15 protein-coding genes and 1 tRNA gene are annotated in these 15,292 nt (G+C 65.5%); 8 read left to right on the top strand and 8 right to left on the bottom strand.

Features of this window, described 5'->3' with window-relative positions:
- The first annotated feature begins 151 nt into the window (after positions 1-151).
- Genes EH209_RS03915 through EH209_RS03925 form a run of 3 tightly spaced genes read left to right on the top strand, consistent with a single transcriptional unit; the run spans position 152 to position 3,290 of the window.
- Positions 152-1,339, top strand: a complete 1,188-nt coding sequence (locus tag EH209_RS03915; RefSeq protein ID WP_324618168.1) for an extracellular solute-binding protein — start codon at positions 152-154, stop codon at positions 1,337-1,339.
- A gap of 27 nt (positions 1,340-1,366) precedes the next feature.
- Positions 1,367-2,392 (top strand): carbohydrate ABC transporter permease, encoded by a 1,026-nt coding sequence (locus EH209_RS03920; RefSeq protein WP_126661633.1) that lies wholly within the window; start codon positions 1,367-1,369, stop codon positions 2,390-2,392.
- 4 nt (positions 2,393-2,396) lie between these two features.
- The gene (locus EH209_RS03925) at positions 2,397-3,290 is read left to right on the top strand and encodes a sugar ABC transporter permease (protein ID WP_126661634.1); all 894 of its coding nucleotides are present in this window, start codon (positions 2,397-2,399) and stop codon (positions 3,288-3,290) included.
- Positions 3,291-3,434: 144 nt separating this feature from the next.
- Here the strand turns inward: EH209_RS03925 and EH209_RS03930 are convergent, their stop codons facing one another.
- The 4 genes from EH209_RS03930 to EH209_RS03945 form a co-directional block, all read right to left on the bottom strand.
- The gene (locus EH209_RS03930) at positions 3,435-3,740 is read right to left on the bottom strand and encodes a hypothetical protein (RefSeq protein ID WP_249038743.1); all 306 of its coding nucleotides are present in this window, start codon (positions 3,738-3,740) and stop codon (positions 3,435-3,437) included.
- A gap of 155 nt (positions 3,741-3,895) precedes the next feature.
- Positions 3,896-5,134 (bottom strand): mandelate racemase/muconate lactonizing enzyme family protein, encoded by a 1,239-nt coding sequence (locus EH209_RS03935; protein ID WP_126661635.1) that lies wholly within the window; start codon positions 5,132-5,134, stop codon positions 3,896-3,898.
- A 147-nt stretch (positions 5,135-5,281) separates the two neighbouring features.
- A complete protein-coding gene (locus tag EH209_RS03940) occupies positions 5,282-6,139 on the bottom strand; it encodes an alanyl-tRNA editing protein (protein WP_126661636.1) in 858 nt (285 codons plus the stop codon).
- 76 nt (positions 6,140-6,215) lie between these two features.
- The gene (locus EH209_RS03945) at positions 6,216-6,746 is read right to left on the bottom strand and encodes a helix-turn-helix domain-containing protein (protein WP_126661637.1); all 531 of its coding nucleotides are present in this window, start codon (positions 6,744-6,746) and stop codon (positions 6,216-6,218) included.
- 146 nt (positions 6,747-6,892) lie between these two features.
- Here EH209_RS03945 and EH209_RS03950 point away from each other — a divergent pair.
- Positions 6,893-6,977: transfer RNA gene (locus EH209_RS03950), tRNA-Leu, on the top strand.
- A 258-nt stretch (positions 6,978-7,235) separates the two neighbouring features.
- Complete coding sequence (locus EH209_RS03955) at positions 7,236-7,799, top strand: DUF420 domain-containing protein (RefSeq protein WP_126661638.1); 564 nt, start codon at positions 7,236-7,238, stop codon at positions 7,797-7,799.
- 208 nt (positions 7,800-8,007) lie between these two features.
- Here EH209_RS03955 and purF read toward each other — a convergent pair whose 3' ends face one another.
- Positions 8,008-9,480 carry an amidophosphoribosyltransferase gene (gene purF, locus EH209_RS03960; RefSeq protein WP_126662517.1) on the bottom strand — a complete coding sequence of 491 codons (1,473 nt, stop codon included), beginning with the start codon at positions 9,478-9,480 and terminating at the stop codon, positions 8,008-8,010.
- 512 nt (positions 9,481-9,992) lie between these two features.
- Between purF and EH209_RS03965 the strand changes: the two genes are divergently transcribed.
- Positions 9,993-11,384 carry an SLC13 family permease gene (locus EH209_RS03965; protein ID WP_126661639.1) on the top strand — a complete coding sequence of 464 codons (1,392 nt, stop codon included), beginning with the start codon at positions 9,993-9,995 and terminating at the stop codon, positions 11,382-11,384.
- Positions 11,385-11,489: 105 nt separating this feature from the next.
- Complete coding sequence (locus EH209_RS03970; protein ID WP_126661640.1) at positions 11,490-13,277, top strand: MutS-related protein; 1,788 nt, start codon at positions 11,490-11,492, stop codon at positions 13,275-13,277.
- Here EH209_RS03970 and EH209_RS03975 read toward each other — a convergent pair.
- A complete protein-coding gene (locus EH209_RS03975) occupies positions 13,274-13,885 on the bottom strand; it encodes a DUF6735 family protein (RefSeq protein ID WP_126661641.1) in 612 nt (203 codons plus the stop codon). The genes EH209_RS03970 and EH209_RS03975 overlap by 4 nt on opposite strands.
- Positions 13,886-14,060: 175 nt before the next feature.
- Positions 14,061-14,225, bottom strand: a complete 165-nt coding sequence (locus EH209_RS24380; protein ID WP_211338317.1) for a hypothetical protein — start codon at positions 14,223-14,225, stop codon at positions 14,061-14,063.
- Between the two features lie 145 nt (positions 14,226-14,370).
- Between EH209_RS24380 and EH209_RS03980 the strand changes: the two genes are divergently transcribed.
- Positions 14,371-15,024: an HAD family hydrolase gene (locus tag EH209_RS03980; protein ID WP_126661642.1), complete on the top strand. Its 654-nt coding sequence runs from the start codon at positions 14,371-14,373 to the stop codon at positions 15,022-15,024.
- Positions 15,025-15,080: 56 nt separating this feature from the next.
- Here the strand turns inward: EH209_RS03980 and EH209_RS03985 are convergent, their stop codons facing one another.
- Positions 15,081-15,260 carry a hypothetical protein gene (locus tag EH209_RS03985; RefSeq protein WP_126661643.1) on the bottom strand — a complete coding sequence of 60 codons (180 nt, stop codon included), beginning with the start codon at positions 15,258-15,260 and terminating at the stop codon, positions 15,081-15,083.
- Positions 15,261-15,292 lie beyond the last annotated feature (32 nt).

Genomic DNA, 15,292 nt, shown 5'->3' on the forward strand with positions numbered 1-15,292 from the left:
GGGCGCTCTCTCTACTCGAGCCCGAACGTTCGGATTCTCCCCGACTGCTGGCCCACAGAGCGACGATGGGGCGGGTGAGAGACGACGAAAACGAACATCCCAAATCATTAAATACGTGAAGATATAATTCATCATCGATTGCAGCATGCCAATGAAACGCAGACCCGTGCTCAAGGGTATCGGCGGAGCGATGGCGGGGGCGACTCTCGCAGGATGTACGAGCATGTTCAGCGGCGACGGGAGCGCTGAACTCTGGCACGAATTCACCGATTCGGAGGAAGAGACCTTCGACGGGCATCTCGAGACGTTCAACGAGGACGCCGATCAGGAACTCGATGCCTCCGGCGTCTCCAGTATGGACGAGCAGTTGGAGACCGCGCTCCCGGCCAACGACGGGCCGATGAGTTTTACCTGGGCGCACGACTGGATCGGCGTCCAGCACGAGAACGGGAACCTCTACGACGGGAGCGATGCGTTCGACGTCGACCTCGAGGGGACGTATACGGAAGCAGCCGCCGACGCGGTCCAGTGGGAGGGGAACGTGTACGGGCTCCCCTACGCTGCGGAAACGGTGTCGCTGATGTACAACAAGGACATGGTCGACGAACCGCCGGAGACGGTCTCCGAGATGGTCGATATCATGGAGCGCGAAGGGGAGTACGGCATCGGCTATCCGGGCGATCCGTACCACTACAGCGCCTACCTGCAGGGGTTCGGCGGCGTCCTCTACGACGAGGACGCCGACGAACTGGGCGTCGACGACGACGCGGTCGTCGAGGGACTCGAGCTCATCCGCGACAATATCTACGAATACAGTCCGAACGACCTCGAGGAAGACACGAACCTCTCGGTATTCCAGGACGGGCAAGCGCCGTTCGCCGTTACCGGTCCGTGGAACCTCGGCGATCTCCGGGACGCCGGGATCGACGTCGGCGTCGCACCGTTGCCCGCGCCCGACGGCGGCGAGCCGACGCCGTTTACAGGCATTCAGATGTGGTACCTCACGTCTCGCCTCGAAGAGGCCGACGACGCGGTCCACGACGCGGTCCTCGACTGGGCGGAGTGGTACACCACGACCGAAGACGTCGCGACGACCAACGCGCAGGATCACGCGACCATCCCCGTCCTCCAGTCGGTCGTCGGAAACGGCGACCTCGGGGACGACGTCGGCGCGTTCAGTCAGACCGTGGATATGGGAATGCCGATGCCCGCGAGCAAAAAGATGGACGCCGTCTGGGATCCGGTCGAGTCCGCGCTCGACGTCGTCCTCGGGTCGGGCGGCGATCCGCGGGAAGAGTTAGAGAACGCCGCCGAACAGATTCGAGACTCCTGGAAATAACGTCCACCAGTATTCAATACTAGCAAAATGTCTGTAGATACACCCGAGGGCGTGGGAAATCGAATCCGTCGTCTCCTCCCGTCGAGAGCGACGGATATCGGGGTGGTACTGGTCTTACCGGGGCTAGTGCTGTTCTCGCTGTTCATGCTGTTCCCGATCGCGTTTCTCGTCTACCTGTCGATCACCGACGTGAGTCGAGCGGGCGACGTGATCGGGATCTTCCAGGGCGAGGCATCGATCGTCTGGTTTGCGAACTACCTCGAACTGTTCACCGACGGGGAGTTCTGGAACTCCATTGGGGTCACCTGGCTCTACGTCGGCGTGAGTCTGGGCCTGAAACTCGTACTCACGCTGGTGATCGCCATCCTGCTCACGCACGACCGGGTAGCCGGAAAGCGGTACATGCGGACGCTCGTCATCGTTCCCATGGGCTTTCCGCCGATCTTCGTGATCACGATCTGGCGGGCGATCTTTAGTCCGGCCAAGTTCGGACCGTTCAACCGGCTCGTGTCAGCGTACAACGACGTCGTTATCGGCCTCACCGAACTCGTCGATACGATCGCCTTCTTCCTCGCGCTCAGGGCTCCGGAACTACTGCTCGTCGACGTCCCAGTGAACTGGACGGGGGGCAGGTGGGCCGCCTTCTTCGGTTACGTCGTGACCGAAACGTGGCTCGCGTATCCGTTCATGGTGATCATCGTCGTCAGCGCGCTCCAGGACGTGCCGATGGAGCTTCACGACGCGGCGAAAGTCGATGGGGCGGGCTACCTGAATCGGCTCCGGCACGTGACGATCCCCGCGATCAAGGGTCCGCTAGTGTTTGCGTCGATTCTCACCGCCGCGACGTCCTTCCAGAACTTCCTGATTCCGTGGGTGTTCAACAAGGGCGGGCCCGGTCGGAGCAACGAACTGCTCCTGGTCTACGGCTACCGGGAGGCGCGCGTGTTCAACGAATACGCGATGTCGTCGGCGATCATGGTCGTTGCGATCGGATTCATTGGGCTGTTCATGTGGCTCGCCGTCAAGAAAACCAATCTCGCGGACGGGGTGTGATCAAATGAGTACGATACTAGATGCGATCGCAGATCTCCGAGCAGGTCGTCGAAGTCCGGTAGACGTCGCGAAGTCCGCCCTCACGACTGGAGTCGCCATCGGACTCCTCCTGATCCTGCTATTCCCGGTGTACTGGATCGTTACCGTCGCACTGTCCAGAGGGACGACGCTGTCGTCTCCAGGGAGTCTGTTCGGCGACCCGGCCACGTACACGCTGGATTCGTTCCGATGGGTCCTCGAGAACGAGTCCTTCCGACGGGGGCTCCTGAACAGCCTGATCGTCGTCACCGTGACGGTCACCGTCACGTTGGCGTTCTCGATCCCCGGGGCCTACGCGCTCTCGCGGCGGGAGTTCTTCGGTCGGCGAAAGCTCCTCTACGGCTACATCCTGTTCACGCAGGTGGGGGCTGGCCTCTCGATCGCCGTCCTCATCGCGCTCTACGCGCTGTTCTCGGGCATCGGCCTGACCAACAACCTGCTCGTGCTCGGCCTCTTCTATGCGGCCGGGGCGATCCCGTTCAACACGTGGTTGCTGAAGACCTTCATGGACAACATCCCCGTCTCCTACGAGGAGGCGGCCATCGTCGACGGCGCCAGCCAGTGGCAGGTCATGCGGGAGGTCATTCTGCCGCTCGCGAAACCCGGCATCGCCGCCGTACTGGTGTTCGCGTGGACCGCCGGCTGGAACGAGTTCATCGTGGCACAGACGCTGATCCACGATCCCGACCTCTACCCGCTGTCGGTGGAACTCTACGGGCTCATCGGCGACCGGCGTGGGACGTCGTGGCCGCAGTTCGCCGCCTTCGCCTTACTGTTCGCCCTTCCGGTCGCGATCATCTACTTCCTCGCCCAGAAACAGGTCGAAAGCGGCCTCTCCTTCGGCGGGATGGAGGGCTAATCAGCCGACCCCTGTCCCCTCGTTTCTGTCCTCACCGCTCGCTCGAGTCTCCCTCGAGCCAACTCGCTTACGACCTGTCTCCCTCGAGGACCGCGACCGAATTGACGGCGAGGGTCCCGTCGGACGCGAGCGCGTCGGCGCCGATCAAGAGGTCGGCCTGGGCGACGGACTCGTCGAGTTCGCGGGCGACTCGAGCACGCGCCAGCGGTAGTCGGCATCGCCGTCGGGGTTCCGCGGCGCGAGGTCGTCCCGCGTCTCTATCTCGTTCCCGTTCGGGTCGACGATCCCCTCGCCGACGGTGACGAACCGCGGCGGCCCGGGGTGGTGCGAGCCGCCGCCGCGCTCGAGCGCGGGATCGGGATCGGGTTCGCCGCCGTCCGCGAGCAACCGTCGTCGGTCCGGTTCTCGAGTTGCGTCGTGAATCCGTCTCCGTGAGGGTCGCCGGTCCATGGGCTGACTTCTACGCCCGGAGCTAAATCTATGGTGTAATAGTACGTCATTAATACAGACCGCTCAAAACCGCTCACTTCGGTAGTCGCACCGGAACGGGAGTGAGACGCTCGAGACCGAATCGAACAGAAAATGGAATTCGCTGATTCGACGCGTTACGCTTCGTCGAAGAGTTCCTCGCCTTCGACCATGTGCTCCTCGACGACGTCCATATCGAGGGTCACGCCGAGCCCTGGCTCCTCGGGAATCTCGATGTAGCCGTCCTCGATGACGTCTTCCTCGACTAAGTCCTCCCACCAGCCGAGTTCGTAGGAGTGGTACTCGACGGCCAGCGAGTTCGGGATCGCCGCGCCGACGTGGGCGCTGGCCGTCGTCGCGACCGGTGAGGAGACGTTGTGCATCGCGACCGGCACGTAGTACATGTCCGCGAGGTCGGCGATCTTTCGCGTCTCACGCATGCCGCCGACTTTGGGCATGTCGGGCGCGATGATGTCGACGGCCTGCTCCTCGAGCAGGCGGCGCTGGCCGTGTTTCCGGTAGACGTTTTCGCCGACCGTGATCGGCGTCTCGGTCGACTGGGTAACCTCCCGCTGAACGTCGTGGTTCTCCGGCGGGACGGGGTCTTCGAGCCACCAGACGTCGTACTCCTCTAAGCGCTTTGCGAGTCGCTTCGCGCTGCCTCCGGAGAACGTCCAGTGGCAGTCGAAGGCGACGTCGGCGCGGTCGCCGACGCGCTCGGTGACCTTCTCGACGATCTTGGCCTTGTGCTCGATCTCGGGCTCGCGGAGGTGGCGGTTCGCGCGGTCCTTCTCGTGGCCCGAGGGGACGTCGAGGTCGAACTTCAGGGCGTCGTAACCCAGGTCCTCGACGACGCGTTCGGCCTCGTCGGCGCAGGCCTCGGGGTCGGCCTCCTCTTCGGTGTGACAGTCACAGTAGACACGGACCTCGTCGCGGTACTTCCCGCCCAGCAGCTGGTAGGCCGGCACCTCGAGAATCTTCCCCGCCAGATCGTGCAGGGCGACCTCGATGCCCGCGATGGCGGTGACGGTGACGCCGGCGATCGACCCCTCGCCGGACATCTTCTGGACGAGGTGCTCGGTCAGCCGATCGATGTCCAGCGGGTTTTCGCCCTGCAGGAAGGGCGTCATCCGCTGGATCAGTTCCGGGACGCCGGCGCCCCAGTAGGCTTCGCCGGTGCCGACGATGCCGGCGTCGGTGTAGATTCGGACCAGCGTCCACGGGAAGTTCCCGTCGATCATCGTCGTCTGGATGTCGGTGATCTCGATGTCCCGGCCGCCCCCGCGTTCGCGGGTGACCTGCATCGTCTCCGCCGAGAGGTCGCGCATCGTATACTCGGCGTTCGGATCGTGCAGCTGTGAGTAATCGACTCCCATGGTTGTAAATTCACTTCGAAGATAGTAATAGTTTCTACCTTCCGTGAGCGAGCCGCCGAGATATAGCTACGTAGTAATCCGGAACATGGAGTTATGAAACCAGTGCTTGCGACGATCGCCAGTCTCCCCTGAGCGCGCCGTCGGTTCTCAGGCGCGTTCGAGTTCGTCGCCGACGTCCTCGAGGTCGACGTCTAATGCTGCCGACGCGGCGAAGGCGGCCCGCTTCTCGGCCGTCCGTCGGTCGATCGCCTGCGGACCGACGGCGAACTCGATCCGGCGGATTCCTTCGTCGGGGCTCGAGCAGCCGAGCACCGTGACGGGTCCGACCTCGCGGGTGTTCCGGACATGGGTCCCGCCGCAGGCCGCCACGTTCCACGGCTCCCCCGCGTCCGCGGTCGCCATTCCGTGGCCGGTGTCGTCCTCGTCGCCGATCGTCACGACGCGGACCCGTCCCTTTTCGACGGCCGTCCCGGATCGCTCCGCGTCGAAAATGATATCGTCGCGCTCGCGCGCCGTCGCGACGGGGACGCTCTCCCAGGAGATCGGCCTCGACTGCCAGACGGTCCGGTTGATCAACTCGTCGAGTTCGATCAGTGCCTCGTCGTCGAGCGGCGCGGTCTCGAGGTCGATCGCAACCGTCTCCTCGCCGATCTCGAGGCCGGCGTACCCCGGGGACTCGATGCAGCGCCTGGCGGCGCCGTAGCAGATGTGGGCGGCCGTGTGCGCGCGCATGCAGTACATGCGAAACGACCAGTCGATCGAACAGAGCACGCGATGGCCCGCCCTGAACGACGGTTCCTCGGCCAGCACGTGAGCCTGTTCGCCGTCGACCAGTCGCACGTCGGTGACCGTCGCGTCGCCGACGGTCCCGCGGTCGGCCGGTTGGCCGTCGCTCGTCCCGTAGAAGTAACTCGTCTCCAGCCAGACCGTGCGCCCGTCGATGGACGTCACCTCGGTTTCGAATCGCGTGGTGTAGGGCTCCCTGGCTGCCCGTTGTCCGGTCATTGGGTCCACTCTCTCGTCAGCTATGAAAAGTCTGCTTGCCGAAACAGTCAGTCGAATCGATACGCCGAACGCGATCTCACTCGGACAGCGTCACGTCCAGTCGCTCCTCGAGGGCTTCGATCAGGCCGCCGCCGACGCCGTCCTGAGCCGCCCGGCCCTGTTCGACCGCGAGGAGGTCCTTCTCGCGCGCGCCGAGTTCCTCGGCGAGTTCCTCGCGCTGCAGGCCGGCGTCCTGGCGCGCCGCCTCCAACTTATCGCCGTAACCGGAGACGAGATACGGCAGCGGATCGTCGTCGTAGTTCGTTCCCTCCTGCTCCCAGTGCTTGGAGTCGCCGTCCCAGACCGGGTTCGCCTTGGCGACGTTCTGAGCGGCCTTCTGCTTGCGGCTCGGTTCGTCGTTCGAGTCGCTCCGTCCCTGTCCCTGGCCTCGAGAGCCGCGACTGGACCCCGAGCGCTGCTGGGTGTCGTCGTGAGGTGCACAGTCCGGACAGACCTCGAGTTCGGCGCCGGCGACCGTGGCGAGTCGAAGCGAGTCACTCTCGGCACCGCAGAGTTCGCAGCTCGTCCCGCCGCCGCCGGAGGACGAACCGGTCGAATACTTAGCCATGGTACCTTTTGGCAACTCGAGCATTTCAAATCACCGCCTCGAATTCCCTCAGTCCCGTGTGACCTCGGCGCAGGCCGGGAGAAAAAGAAAGGGCTTTTGTAATACCGATGGATACGGTTGAGTGCAGTAAGACAAAGACACCGCGAGCGTGGGTAGCCAAGCCAGGCCAACGGCGCAGCGTTGAGGGCGCTGTCCCGTAGGGGTCCGCCGGTTCGAATCCGGTCCCACGCATCGCATGCGCGGCGCTACGCGCCGCGAAACGCGAGGCGATGTAATCGCCGAGCGCAACGATGCAGGTGATTTCCCTTCGCGGACATCACCCACGCATAACTTCTGACAGACACTACACCAGACAGCGAGAGCGCTGTCCGACGGTTCTGCAAGTAGACGAGCGATTCTTAGCGAGAGGCTACGACGTTACCGACTCGAGAATCACCGCTCCCGACGAGAGTCAGTAACCACTTTCCCCGCACGGTCGAATCTCGAGGTATGGAGTACGTCCCTCGAGAGCGCGTCAATATCCTGACGGCCGTCCTGAGTGTCGTCTCACTCGCGATCGTCTTCGCGGCCGCGGGCGGCCGGATACCGTCCTCAACGGTACCAATCGCGCCCGACTGGGTCCTCGAGTCGATCCCCCTCCTCAACGCACTCATCAGCGCCGCGGCGATCGGGACGATTACCGTGGGTTGGCGGGCGATCCGTCGTGGGAACGTCGATCGCCACCGGCTGGCGATGGTCTCCTCGTTCGTCCTATTCGCGGCCTTCCTGACCTTCTACCTCTACCGGCTGGTTGCGACCGGGGGACCGCAGCCGTTCCCCGGACCCGAGACGATCAAACAGTTCGTCTACTACCCGGTCCTCGCGATTCACATTTTCCTCGCAATCGTCTGCGTGCCGCTGGTCTACTACGCGCTGTTGCTCGCCGGCGCGTATCCGATTGACGAACTCTACCGGACGAACCACGCCCGCGTCGGTCGAATCGCCGCGAGCCTGTGGCTGATCTCCTTCTCGCTGGGGATCGTCGTCTACGTGCTGTTGCACGTGGTCTACTGAGAGAGCGCTCGAGGCAAACCGAAGTTTTCGCGGTGGGTTGAGGGGTGGTTTAGCGGAAATAGTTGTAACCGCGAGCGACCGAAGGGAGTGAGCGGGCCGACGACCGATGTGGAGGACGCTTCGCGTCCAGAACGGAGGGAGGAGTGCTTTTCATCAACGTTTTGCCGAGGGCCGGCGAAGCCGGCCCGCAGCGCAAAACGTTGTTGTTCTAGTCGTCCGCCGGAAGCTGCTGCCCGCCGACATCCGGGCGAGAGACGTCGCGGTCGGTTTCCTCACCCTCGATATCGTAGGGGTATTCGCCGGTGACACAACCCAGACAGAGGTCGAGTCGCTCTTTCCCGAGCACCTCGGCGACGGCGTCGGTCGAGAGGTAGGCGAGGCTGTCGGCCTGAATCTCGTCGCGGATCTCGTCGGTCGATTTATCCGAGGCGATCAGTTCCTCGCGGGTGGCCATGTCGATCCCCATGTAGCAGGGCGCGACGATCTCCGGGGCGCCGATGCGGACGTGGACCTCCTCAGCACCGCAGTCCTTGAGCAGCTGGACCAGTTGCGTGGAGGTCGTCCCGCGGACGATCGAGTCGTCGATGACTGTGACGGTCTTGCCCTCAATCGTCGATTTGATCGGGTTGAGCTTCAGCCGCACCGCGCGCTCGCGCTCGTCCTGGGTCGGCATGATGAACGTGCGGCCGACGTAGCGGTTCTTCATCAGCCCCTCGGCGAACTCGACGCCGATATCCTCGGAATCTCGAGGCTCGCCGTCGGCGGTCGTCTCGCTCGCGGCGTCCGCGTAGCCCGAGGCGAAGGCGCGCCCGGAGTCCGGAACGGGCATGACGACGTCGGTCTCGACGCCGCTTTCCTCCCAGAGCTTGCGGCCGAGGTTCCGGCGGGCCTCGTAGACCAGCGTCTCGTCGATGACGCTGTCGGGGCGGGCGAAGTAGACGTGTTCGAAGAAGCAATGCGCGGTGTTCTCCTTCTCGACGAGCTGGTAAGAGTCGAATCCCTGGCCGTCGGCCTGCAGGACGACGAGTTCGCCCGGTCGCACGTCGCGGACGAGTTCGCCGTCTAACGTGTCGATCGCCGCCGACTCCGAGGCGAGGATGTAGCCGTCCTCGAGTTCGCCAATACAGAGCGGCCGGTTCCCCTGCGGGTCGCGCACGCCGAGGATGGTGTCGTCGTGGCTGATCGTCAGCGAGTAGGAGCCGTGGATGCGTTGCATCGTGTGCTTGACCGCACGCACGAGGTCCTCCTCGAGTAAGTTGCGCGCGAGGTCGTGGGCGATGACCTCGGTGTCGCCGTCGCTGGTGAAGGCGTGGCCCGCGGCGGCGAGTTCGTCGCGGATCTCGTCGGCGTTGACGAGGTTGCCGTTGTGGGAAAGCCCCAGCGAACCACTCTTGAAGGAGACGGAGAACGGCTGGGCACACGAGGAATCGACCGAGCCGGCCGTCGGATACCGGACGTGGCCGATCCCCGCTGCCCCGTTGAGCGTGTCGAGGTCGTCCTCGCCGAAGGCGTCGCCCACCAGGCCCATCTCGACGTGGCTGTGCTGCTGGAAGCCGTCGTGGGTGACGATTCCGGCAGACTCCTGGCCGCGGTGCTGGAGCGCATAGAGCGCGTAGTACAACGGCCGCGCCGCGTCTCGACCGTCGAGTGAGACGCCGACGACGCCGCACTTTTCGGTCATCCCTGTTCGCCGGGGAGTTTCGCCCCGCCCATCAGTCATGGTCGTCCGTAGGGGGCCCAGTCGATAAAAATCCCCGTGTTTGTGCCTCATCAGCTCCCGGTGTGGCAAAATATATGCACTATCGTGTACATTCCTCGCGGAACGACGCGACGGCGGCGTCTCATCGCGAGCCCCATCCGCGGCGGTGGCTGGAAGCCGATCGTCAGCGACGGCGTTTTCGACCGTTCGATACGATCAGTCGATCCGCGATCGCGGCAGCTACCACGAACGTGAGGGGGGTTCGCGGTCGCCGGACGACTCGACGGTCTCGCTGGGCCCTCGAGTCGTCCCATTCTCTGCGATGGGGCTCGGGCCCTCGGATCCTCGAGACGATACGGATCCCGCAGCGGATGGGTTGCTGTGCGTCGATATGCCGCAGGGAACCGGTACCACCGCTATTCCACTCCCGTTCATCGCGGAAATAGCTCGATAAACCGCGGCAATTTTACTAGTGGGTCGACGACCACTGGCCGATGAACCGATCGGACGCGATCGACGTCGCGCGGTCGCCGGTGGTAGCGTTCCCGCTCGCCGTCGTCGTCGCCGTCGCGACGTGGGTTCTCGCCTCGGGGTCGGCGGCGACGATGCTATCGATCACGCTCTTCTGTATCGTCCTCTGGGTCCTGACGCCGGTACCGCCGTCGTACACGGGGTTGATCGCGCTCGGACTGATCGCCGTTGCCGTCTCGACGGAACTCGCACTCGCCGGATTCCAGAAGCCGGCGACGTGGCTCATCGGCTTCGGGTTACTGATGGGCGAGGCGACGCGCCAGAGCGGCCTCGCGAACGGCGTCGGTCGGTGGATCGCGACCAGAAGCATCGGCGACGCGGCCGACGGCGACTCGCTCCGAGCGTACCGTCGCCTGTTGCTCGCGCTCTCGATCGGCGCCCACGCGCTTGCCTTTCTCGTGCCGTCGGCGCTCGTCCGCATCCTCGCGCTCGCGCCCATCCTTCGGGAACTCGGCTCCCTGTTCGACTCCCGCCGGGCGCAGGTCGGCCTCTATCTCGGCCCGCTGTTCGCCACGTTCTACGGCTCGGCGGGGATTCTGACCGCGGACCTGCCGAACATCATCATCTCCGGGTTCGGGGAATCGATCGCCGGCCACACCATCTCCTGGTCCGAGTGGTCGCTCCACATGTATCCCGTCATGGGGCTTCTCCGTGTGCTGCTGGTCGTCGGCATCGTCTACGCCCTCTTCCGGCCCGCGGCCGACTCGAGTTTCGAACTGCCCGGAGACGAGCGGTCGTCCGACGACGGAGCCCAGCGACGGATGCTCGCGTTCCTGCTCGTCGGGACGCTGATCTGGGCGACGGACTTCGTCCACGGCTTCCATCCGGTGGTCGGTGCGGTCGCCGTCGTCATCCTGGCGTACCTGCCCTCCCTCGGCGTCGCCGACTTCGAGACCGTCGGGAGCGACGTCGACTTCACGATCCTCTTTTTCATCGCCGCGGTGTTCGCGATCGGCGACGGACTGACCCGAACCGGGTTCACCGATAGTGCGGCGACCCAGCTACTCGCGTTCGTCCCGTCCGACGGACCGCTCGCGGTCGTTCTCGCCGCCGTCTTCCTCATCACGTTCGCGCTGACCTTCCTGATGGAGGGGTTGGCCGTCGCGAGCGTGCTGACGCCGATCCTGATCCCGTACATCGACGCGGCGGGGCTCCCGTTTACGCCCGTCTTGCTCGCGGAAACGATGGCGCTGAGTTCGTACTTCTTCCCCTACCAGTCGGCGGTCCTCATCGTCATTCTGAACGAGGGCGACGTCCGGACGCGGGAGTTGATCGTCGCCACGGTCGCCTGCTCGCTCGCGACGATCCTGCTCTTGCTCCCCGTTCAGTTCGGTCTCTTCAGCCTCTTCTACTAGGGGTGTCGACGAGGGGCCACGAGTCGCACCGAGAGTCCGCTGATTCGGACTGGCGAGACGACTCGAGGCACAGTGTTCAAGACGGTTGCCTCGAATCCGACGAGTATGCGACTCGAGGAGTTCTGGGGCGTCGGGCCGAAGACGCGGGCGACGCTGGTCGAGGAACTGGGACGGGACCGCGCGATCGAAGCGATCGAGAGCGGCGACGTGCGGACGCTCGCGGACGCCGGCCTCGCTCGCGGCCGGGCGACGCGGATCCTGCGCCGAGCGACGGGCGGCGACGGGATGGACCTGCTGGCGACGAGCGACGCCCGGTCGGCGTACAAGGAGCTGCTGGACCTGGCGGTCGAACACGGCGTCACGCAGCGCGCGGCCGACCGGATTCGCGTTCTGACGCCGCTGACCGAGCGCGGGGCCATGGAAGAACGGCTGGACGACGTCCTCGCGGCACGGGACGCCTGGGCCGCACTCGTGGCGGACGACCGCGAGGCCGTGCTCGCGGCCTACGAGCGCTACGACGAGCGCGCGGGGAGCGAGCACGCCGCCGTCGAGGCCGCGCTCGCCCTGCTCGAGGCCGGCGTGGACTCGGGCCCGTTCGCCGCCGTCGCGGATCTCGAGCGAGAGCGACTTGCGGAAGCCGCCGAGGCGCTCGCGGCGCTGGACGGCGACCGCGGGCGAGTGCGCGAGGGCGCCGACGAGGAACTCGACCGCCTGCGCGAGGCGCTCGGCGCGGTCGAGGACATGGACGCCAACGCCCTCGCGTTGATCGAGGAGTTGCGTTCGGACGGCGTCCGCGACGTCGGCCGGTTCCGCGAGGCCTTCGAGGATCACCTGCTGACCGAGACGGCGGTGACCGTCGACCGGGTTCGGGACGCGATGCCGACGGACGCGACCGACGCGACGGACTTCGTCGGTGCCACGCTGCGAACCCTCCGGAGCGACCTCACCGACGCGATCGACGAGCGCGAGGAAACCGTCGCGAGCGAACTCGAGGCGACCCTCGAGGAGACGGGCGACGCCGTCGAGCAGGCCGTCTCCGCCGTCGACGACATCGCCTTGCACCTCTCGCTGGCGCGGTTTGCCCTCGAGTACGACTGTACCCGGCCGACGTTCGTCGAGCGCCCGGACGCGGCCGTTTCCGTCATCAACGCTCGAAATCTCACCCTCGCCGCCGTCGACGACGAGGCAGTCCAGCCGGTCACCTACGCGCTCGGCGACCACGGCGTGACCGCGGTGCCGACGGGCGTAAACGCGGTTCCCGGCGAGGAGCGCGTCTCCGTGCTTACCGGGGCCAACAGCGGCGGGAAGACGACGCTGCTCGAGACGCTGTGTCAGGTCGTCCTGCTGGCGATGATGGGGCTGCCCGTCCCCGCCGAGCGGGCCGAGGTGACGCCCGTCGACGCGCTGGTCTTCCACCGCCGCCACGCGAGTTTCAACGCGGGCGTCCTCGAGTCGACGCTGCGCTCGATCGTGCCGCCGCTGTCGGCCGGCGGACGCACTCTAATGTTGGTCGACGAGTTCGAGGCGATCACCGAACCCGGGAGCGCGGCCGACCTCCTGCACGGACTGGTGACGCTGTCCGTCGACCGCGACGCGCTGGGCGTCTTCGTCACCCACCTCGCGGACGACTTAGAGCCGCTGCCGCCGGAGGCGCGGGTCGACGGCATCTTCGCGGAGGGACTGAACCCCGACCTCGAGTTGCTGGTCGACTACCAGCCCCGGTTCGATACGGTCGGGCGGTCGACGCCGGAGTTCATCGTCTCGCGACTCGTCGCGAACGCCGACGAGCGCGGCGAGCGCGCGGGCTTCGAGACGCTCGCGGAGGCGGTCGGCAACGACGTCGTCCAGCGGACGCTGGCCGACGCCCGCTGGACGGAGACGGGGCCCGACTAGCGGTCTCTCCTCTCGCGATCCTCGTCCGGATTCCAGCGCTTGGTTCGTTCTCGTCCGTCCCGCCCATCCTCGTCGAACCACTCGTTGGACGACGGCGCGTAGTCGACGGTGTCGGTATTCGACGCGCCGTACGTGTAGACCGCGCCGTCCTCGTCCTCGCAGATCCGGGCCTCGAGGTAGGTCCGGGCCGCGCGCCACGAGAGGACGCCCATCTCGACGACGTCGGCGAGCGCCGTCTTCGTCGCGCGAAACCACGTCCGGACCCGGCGGTCCGCGGCGTCGTTTTCGACGGCGACGATCGCGCCACGATTCCCGTCGCGTCCGTCGGGCCACTCGAGCCAGCAGACGCGGTAGGCCGTGACGCGGTAGTCCCCGCCGGGTTCGACGACATACAGCGCCTCGTAGCAGCAGGGGTCGAGGTACTCGATCAGGAGTCGGTCGCGGTCGATCGCTTCCGCGAGCAGGTCGCCGTCGACATCGCCGTCCCCCAGCGGCGTCTCCGCGCTGATCCGGTCGGCGAGGGTGATGTCCTCGCCGCCCCAGTGGCTGTACCGGAGGTCGTACCGCCGGTCCGGTCGCCGGTAGGCGACGAGCGCTCTATGCCCCATCGGCCTCCGGGAGCCCGCGCGGCGAGTTGCTGTCTGTGCGCCTCGAGCGACGGGGCGGGGGAAGCAGGGATTCCATCGCCGATGCTGGTCGCCCGTTCGTACTTGAACCTGCGGCCCGACTCGAGTCGACACGAAAGAAGAAGCGAACGATCGGACGGGTTCGATCCCCGCGTCGTCACTCCGGCCGAAACTCGAAGCTCCCCCGTTCGCGGACGTCCAACTCCGCACACTTCGGACACCGTTCGTGCGCCGTATCGAAGACAGCCCCGCACGATGGACACTGGTACTCGACCCCGTCGTCGGTGGGTAACGTCCGCTCGAGTCGCTCGAGAAATCCCATAGGCGACGGGTGTAGGAACCGGGCGGAAGTTAGCGCCGTGCATGCACACGCTACGTCGCGCGACGACGCCGTTCGCGACCGCGACGGATCGGGAGACCTCGAGCACAACACCGAAATCCCCCCGGACCGTAGCGAACGGTCCCGAATGGACGCAGCCTACGACGCAGTACTCTTCGACAACGACGGCGTCCTGACGACGCCGACCGATCGCGAGGTGCTCATCGACGCGATGCACGACGCCTTCGCGGCCGTCGGCGTCGTCGACCCGCCGTCCGAGCACGTTCGGACCGTGATGGGGCCGAGCGTCGACTCGCTGCGCGAGGTCGCCGACACCCACGATGTCGATCCCCACGAACTCTGGACGGCTCGCGAACACGCCGCCGTCACGGCCCAACTCGAGGAGATCGAGGCCGGCCGGAAACGTCCCTACGACGATATCGACGCGATCCGCGACCTCGAGGTCGCGACGGCGATCGTCAGCAACAACCAACACGAGACGATCGGCAACATCGTCTCCCAGTTCGAACTCGACTGGTTCGACGTCTGGTACGGCCGCGAGCCGACGGTAAAGGGAATCGATCGCAAGAAGCCGACGCCGTACTACCTCGAACTCGCACTCGAGGAACTCGGCGCCGAGAACGCGCTGTTCGTCGGCGATAGCTGGGTCGACGTCGAGGCGGCCGACGCCGCCGGCATCGACGCCGCCTTCCTCCGGCGCGACCACGTCGAGGGCGTGGGGCTCCCGCGGGCGCCGACCGTCGAAATCGAGAGCCTCGAGGCGATTCCCGAGCTGCTGTAACCGATCGCGGATATTTTCAGTCGCTCATCGGACGATTTCCGACTACAGCGCGGGGATCAACCGACGACAGTGCCCGTCGTCGTCCGATAGGCCGAACCGGCAACTGTGAGGAGTCCGAGTCCCAGTACCGCGTACTGGAGATACCACGCTGTTGTCTCCAACAAGAGCAAGCCGACGACCACGAGTCCCATCCCGACGACGAATAGCGGAACCCATTCATTCCCTCGTGTGTCCATACGTCTAATCTTCGTACAACTGTTAAAAAACA

The organism is Haloterrigena salifodinae, from assembly GCF_003977755.1.
In the GTDB taxonomy this organism is placed as follows: domain Archaea; phylum Halobacteriota; class Halobacteria; order Halobacteriales; family Natrialbaceae; genus Haloterrigena; species Haloterrigena salifodinae.

Coding starts and splice junctions, on each gene's coding strand:
- EH209_RS03915 (WP_324618168.1), top strand. CDS start 152: ATGAAACGCAGACCCGTGCTCAAGGGTATCGGCGGAGCGATGGCGGGG.
- EH209_RS24380 (WP_211338317.1), bottom strand. CDS start 14,225: ATGGGATTTCTCGAGCGACTCGAGCGGACGTTACCCACCGACGACGGG.
- EH209_RS03955 (WP_126661638.1), top strand. CDS start 7,236: ATGGAGTACGTCCCTCGAGAGCGCGTCAATATCCTGACGGCCGTCCTG.
- purF (WP_126662517.1), bottom strand. CDS start 9,480: ATGACCGAAAAGTGCGGCGTCGTCGGCGTCTCACTCGACGGTCGAGAC.
- EH209_RS03975 (WP_126661641.1), bottom strand. CDS start 13,885: ATGGGGCATAGAGCGCTCGTCGCCTACCGGCGACCGGACCGGCGGTAC.
- EH209_RS03985 (WP_126661643.1), bottom strand. CDS start 15,260: ATGGACACACGAGGGAATGAATGGGTTCCGCTATTCGTCGTCGGGATG.
- EH209_RS03920 (WP_126661633.1), top strand. CDS start 1,367: ATGTCTGTAGATACACCCGAGGGCGTGGGAAATCGAATCCGTCGTCTC.
- EH209_RS03930 (WP_249038743.1), bottom strand. CDS start 3,740: ATGGACCGGCGACCCTCACGGAGACGGATTCACGACGCAACTCGAGAA.
- EH209_RS03925 (WP_126661634.1), top strand. CDS start 2,397: ATGAGTACGATACTAGATGCGATCGCAGATCTCCGAGCAGGTCGTCGA.
- EH209_RS03980 (WP_126661642.1), top strand. CDS start 14,371: ATGGACGCAGCCTACGACGCAGTACTCTTCGACAACGACGGCGTCCTG.
- EH209_RS03940 (WP_126661636.1), bottom strand. CDS start 6,139: ATGACCGGACAACGGGCAGCCAGGGAGCCCTACACCACGCGATTCGAA.
- EH209_RS03935 (WP_126661635.1), bottom strand. CDS start 5,134: ATGGGAGTCGATTACTCACAGCTGCACGATCCGAACGCCGAGTATACG.
- EH209_RS03945 (WP_126661637.1), bottom strand. CDS start 6,746: ATGGCTAAGTATTCGACCGGTTCGTCCTCCGGCGGCGGCGGGACGAGC.
- EH209_RS03970 (WP_126661640.1), top strand. CDS start 11,490: ATGCGACTCGAGGAGTTCTGGGGCGTCGGGCCGAAGACGCGGGCGACG.
- EH209_RS03965 (WP_126661639.1), top strand. CDS start 9,993: ATGAACCGATCGGACGCGATCGACGTCGCGCGGTCGCCGGTGGTAGCG.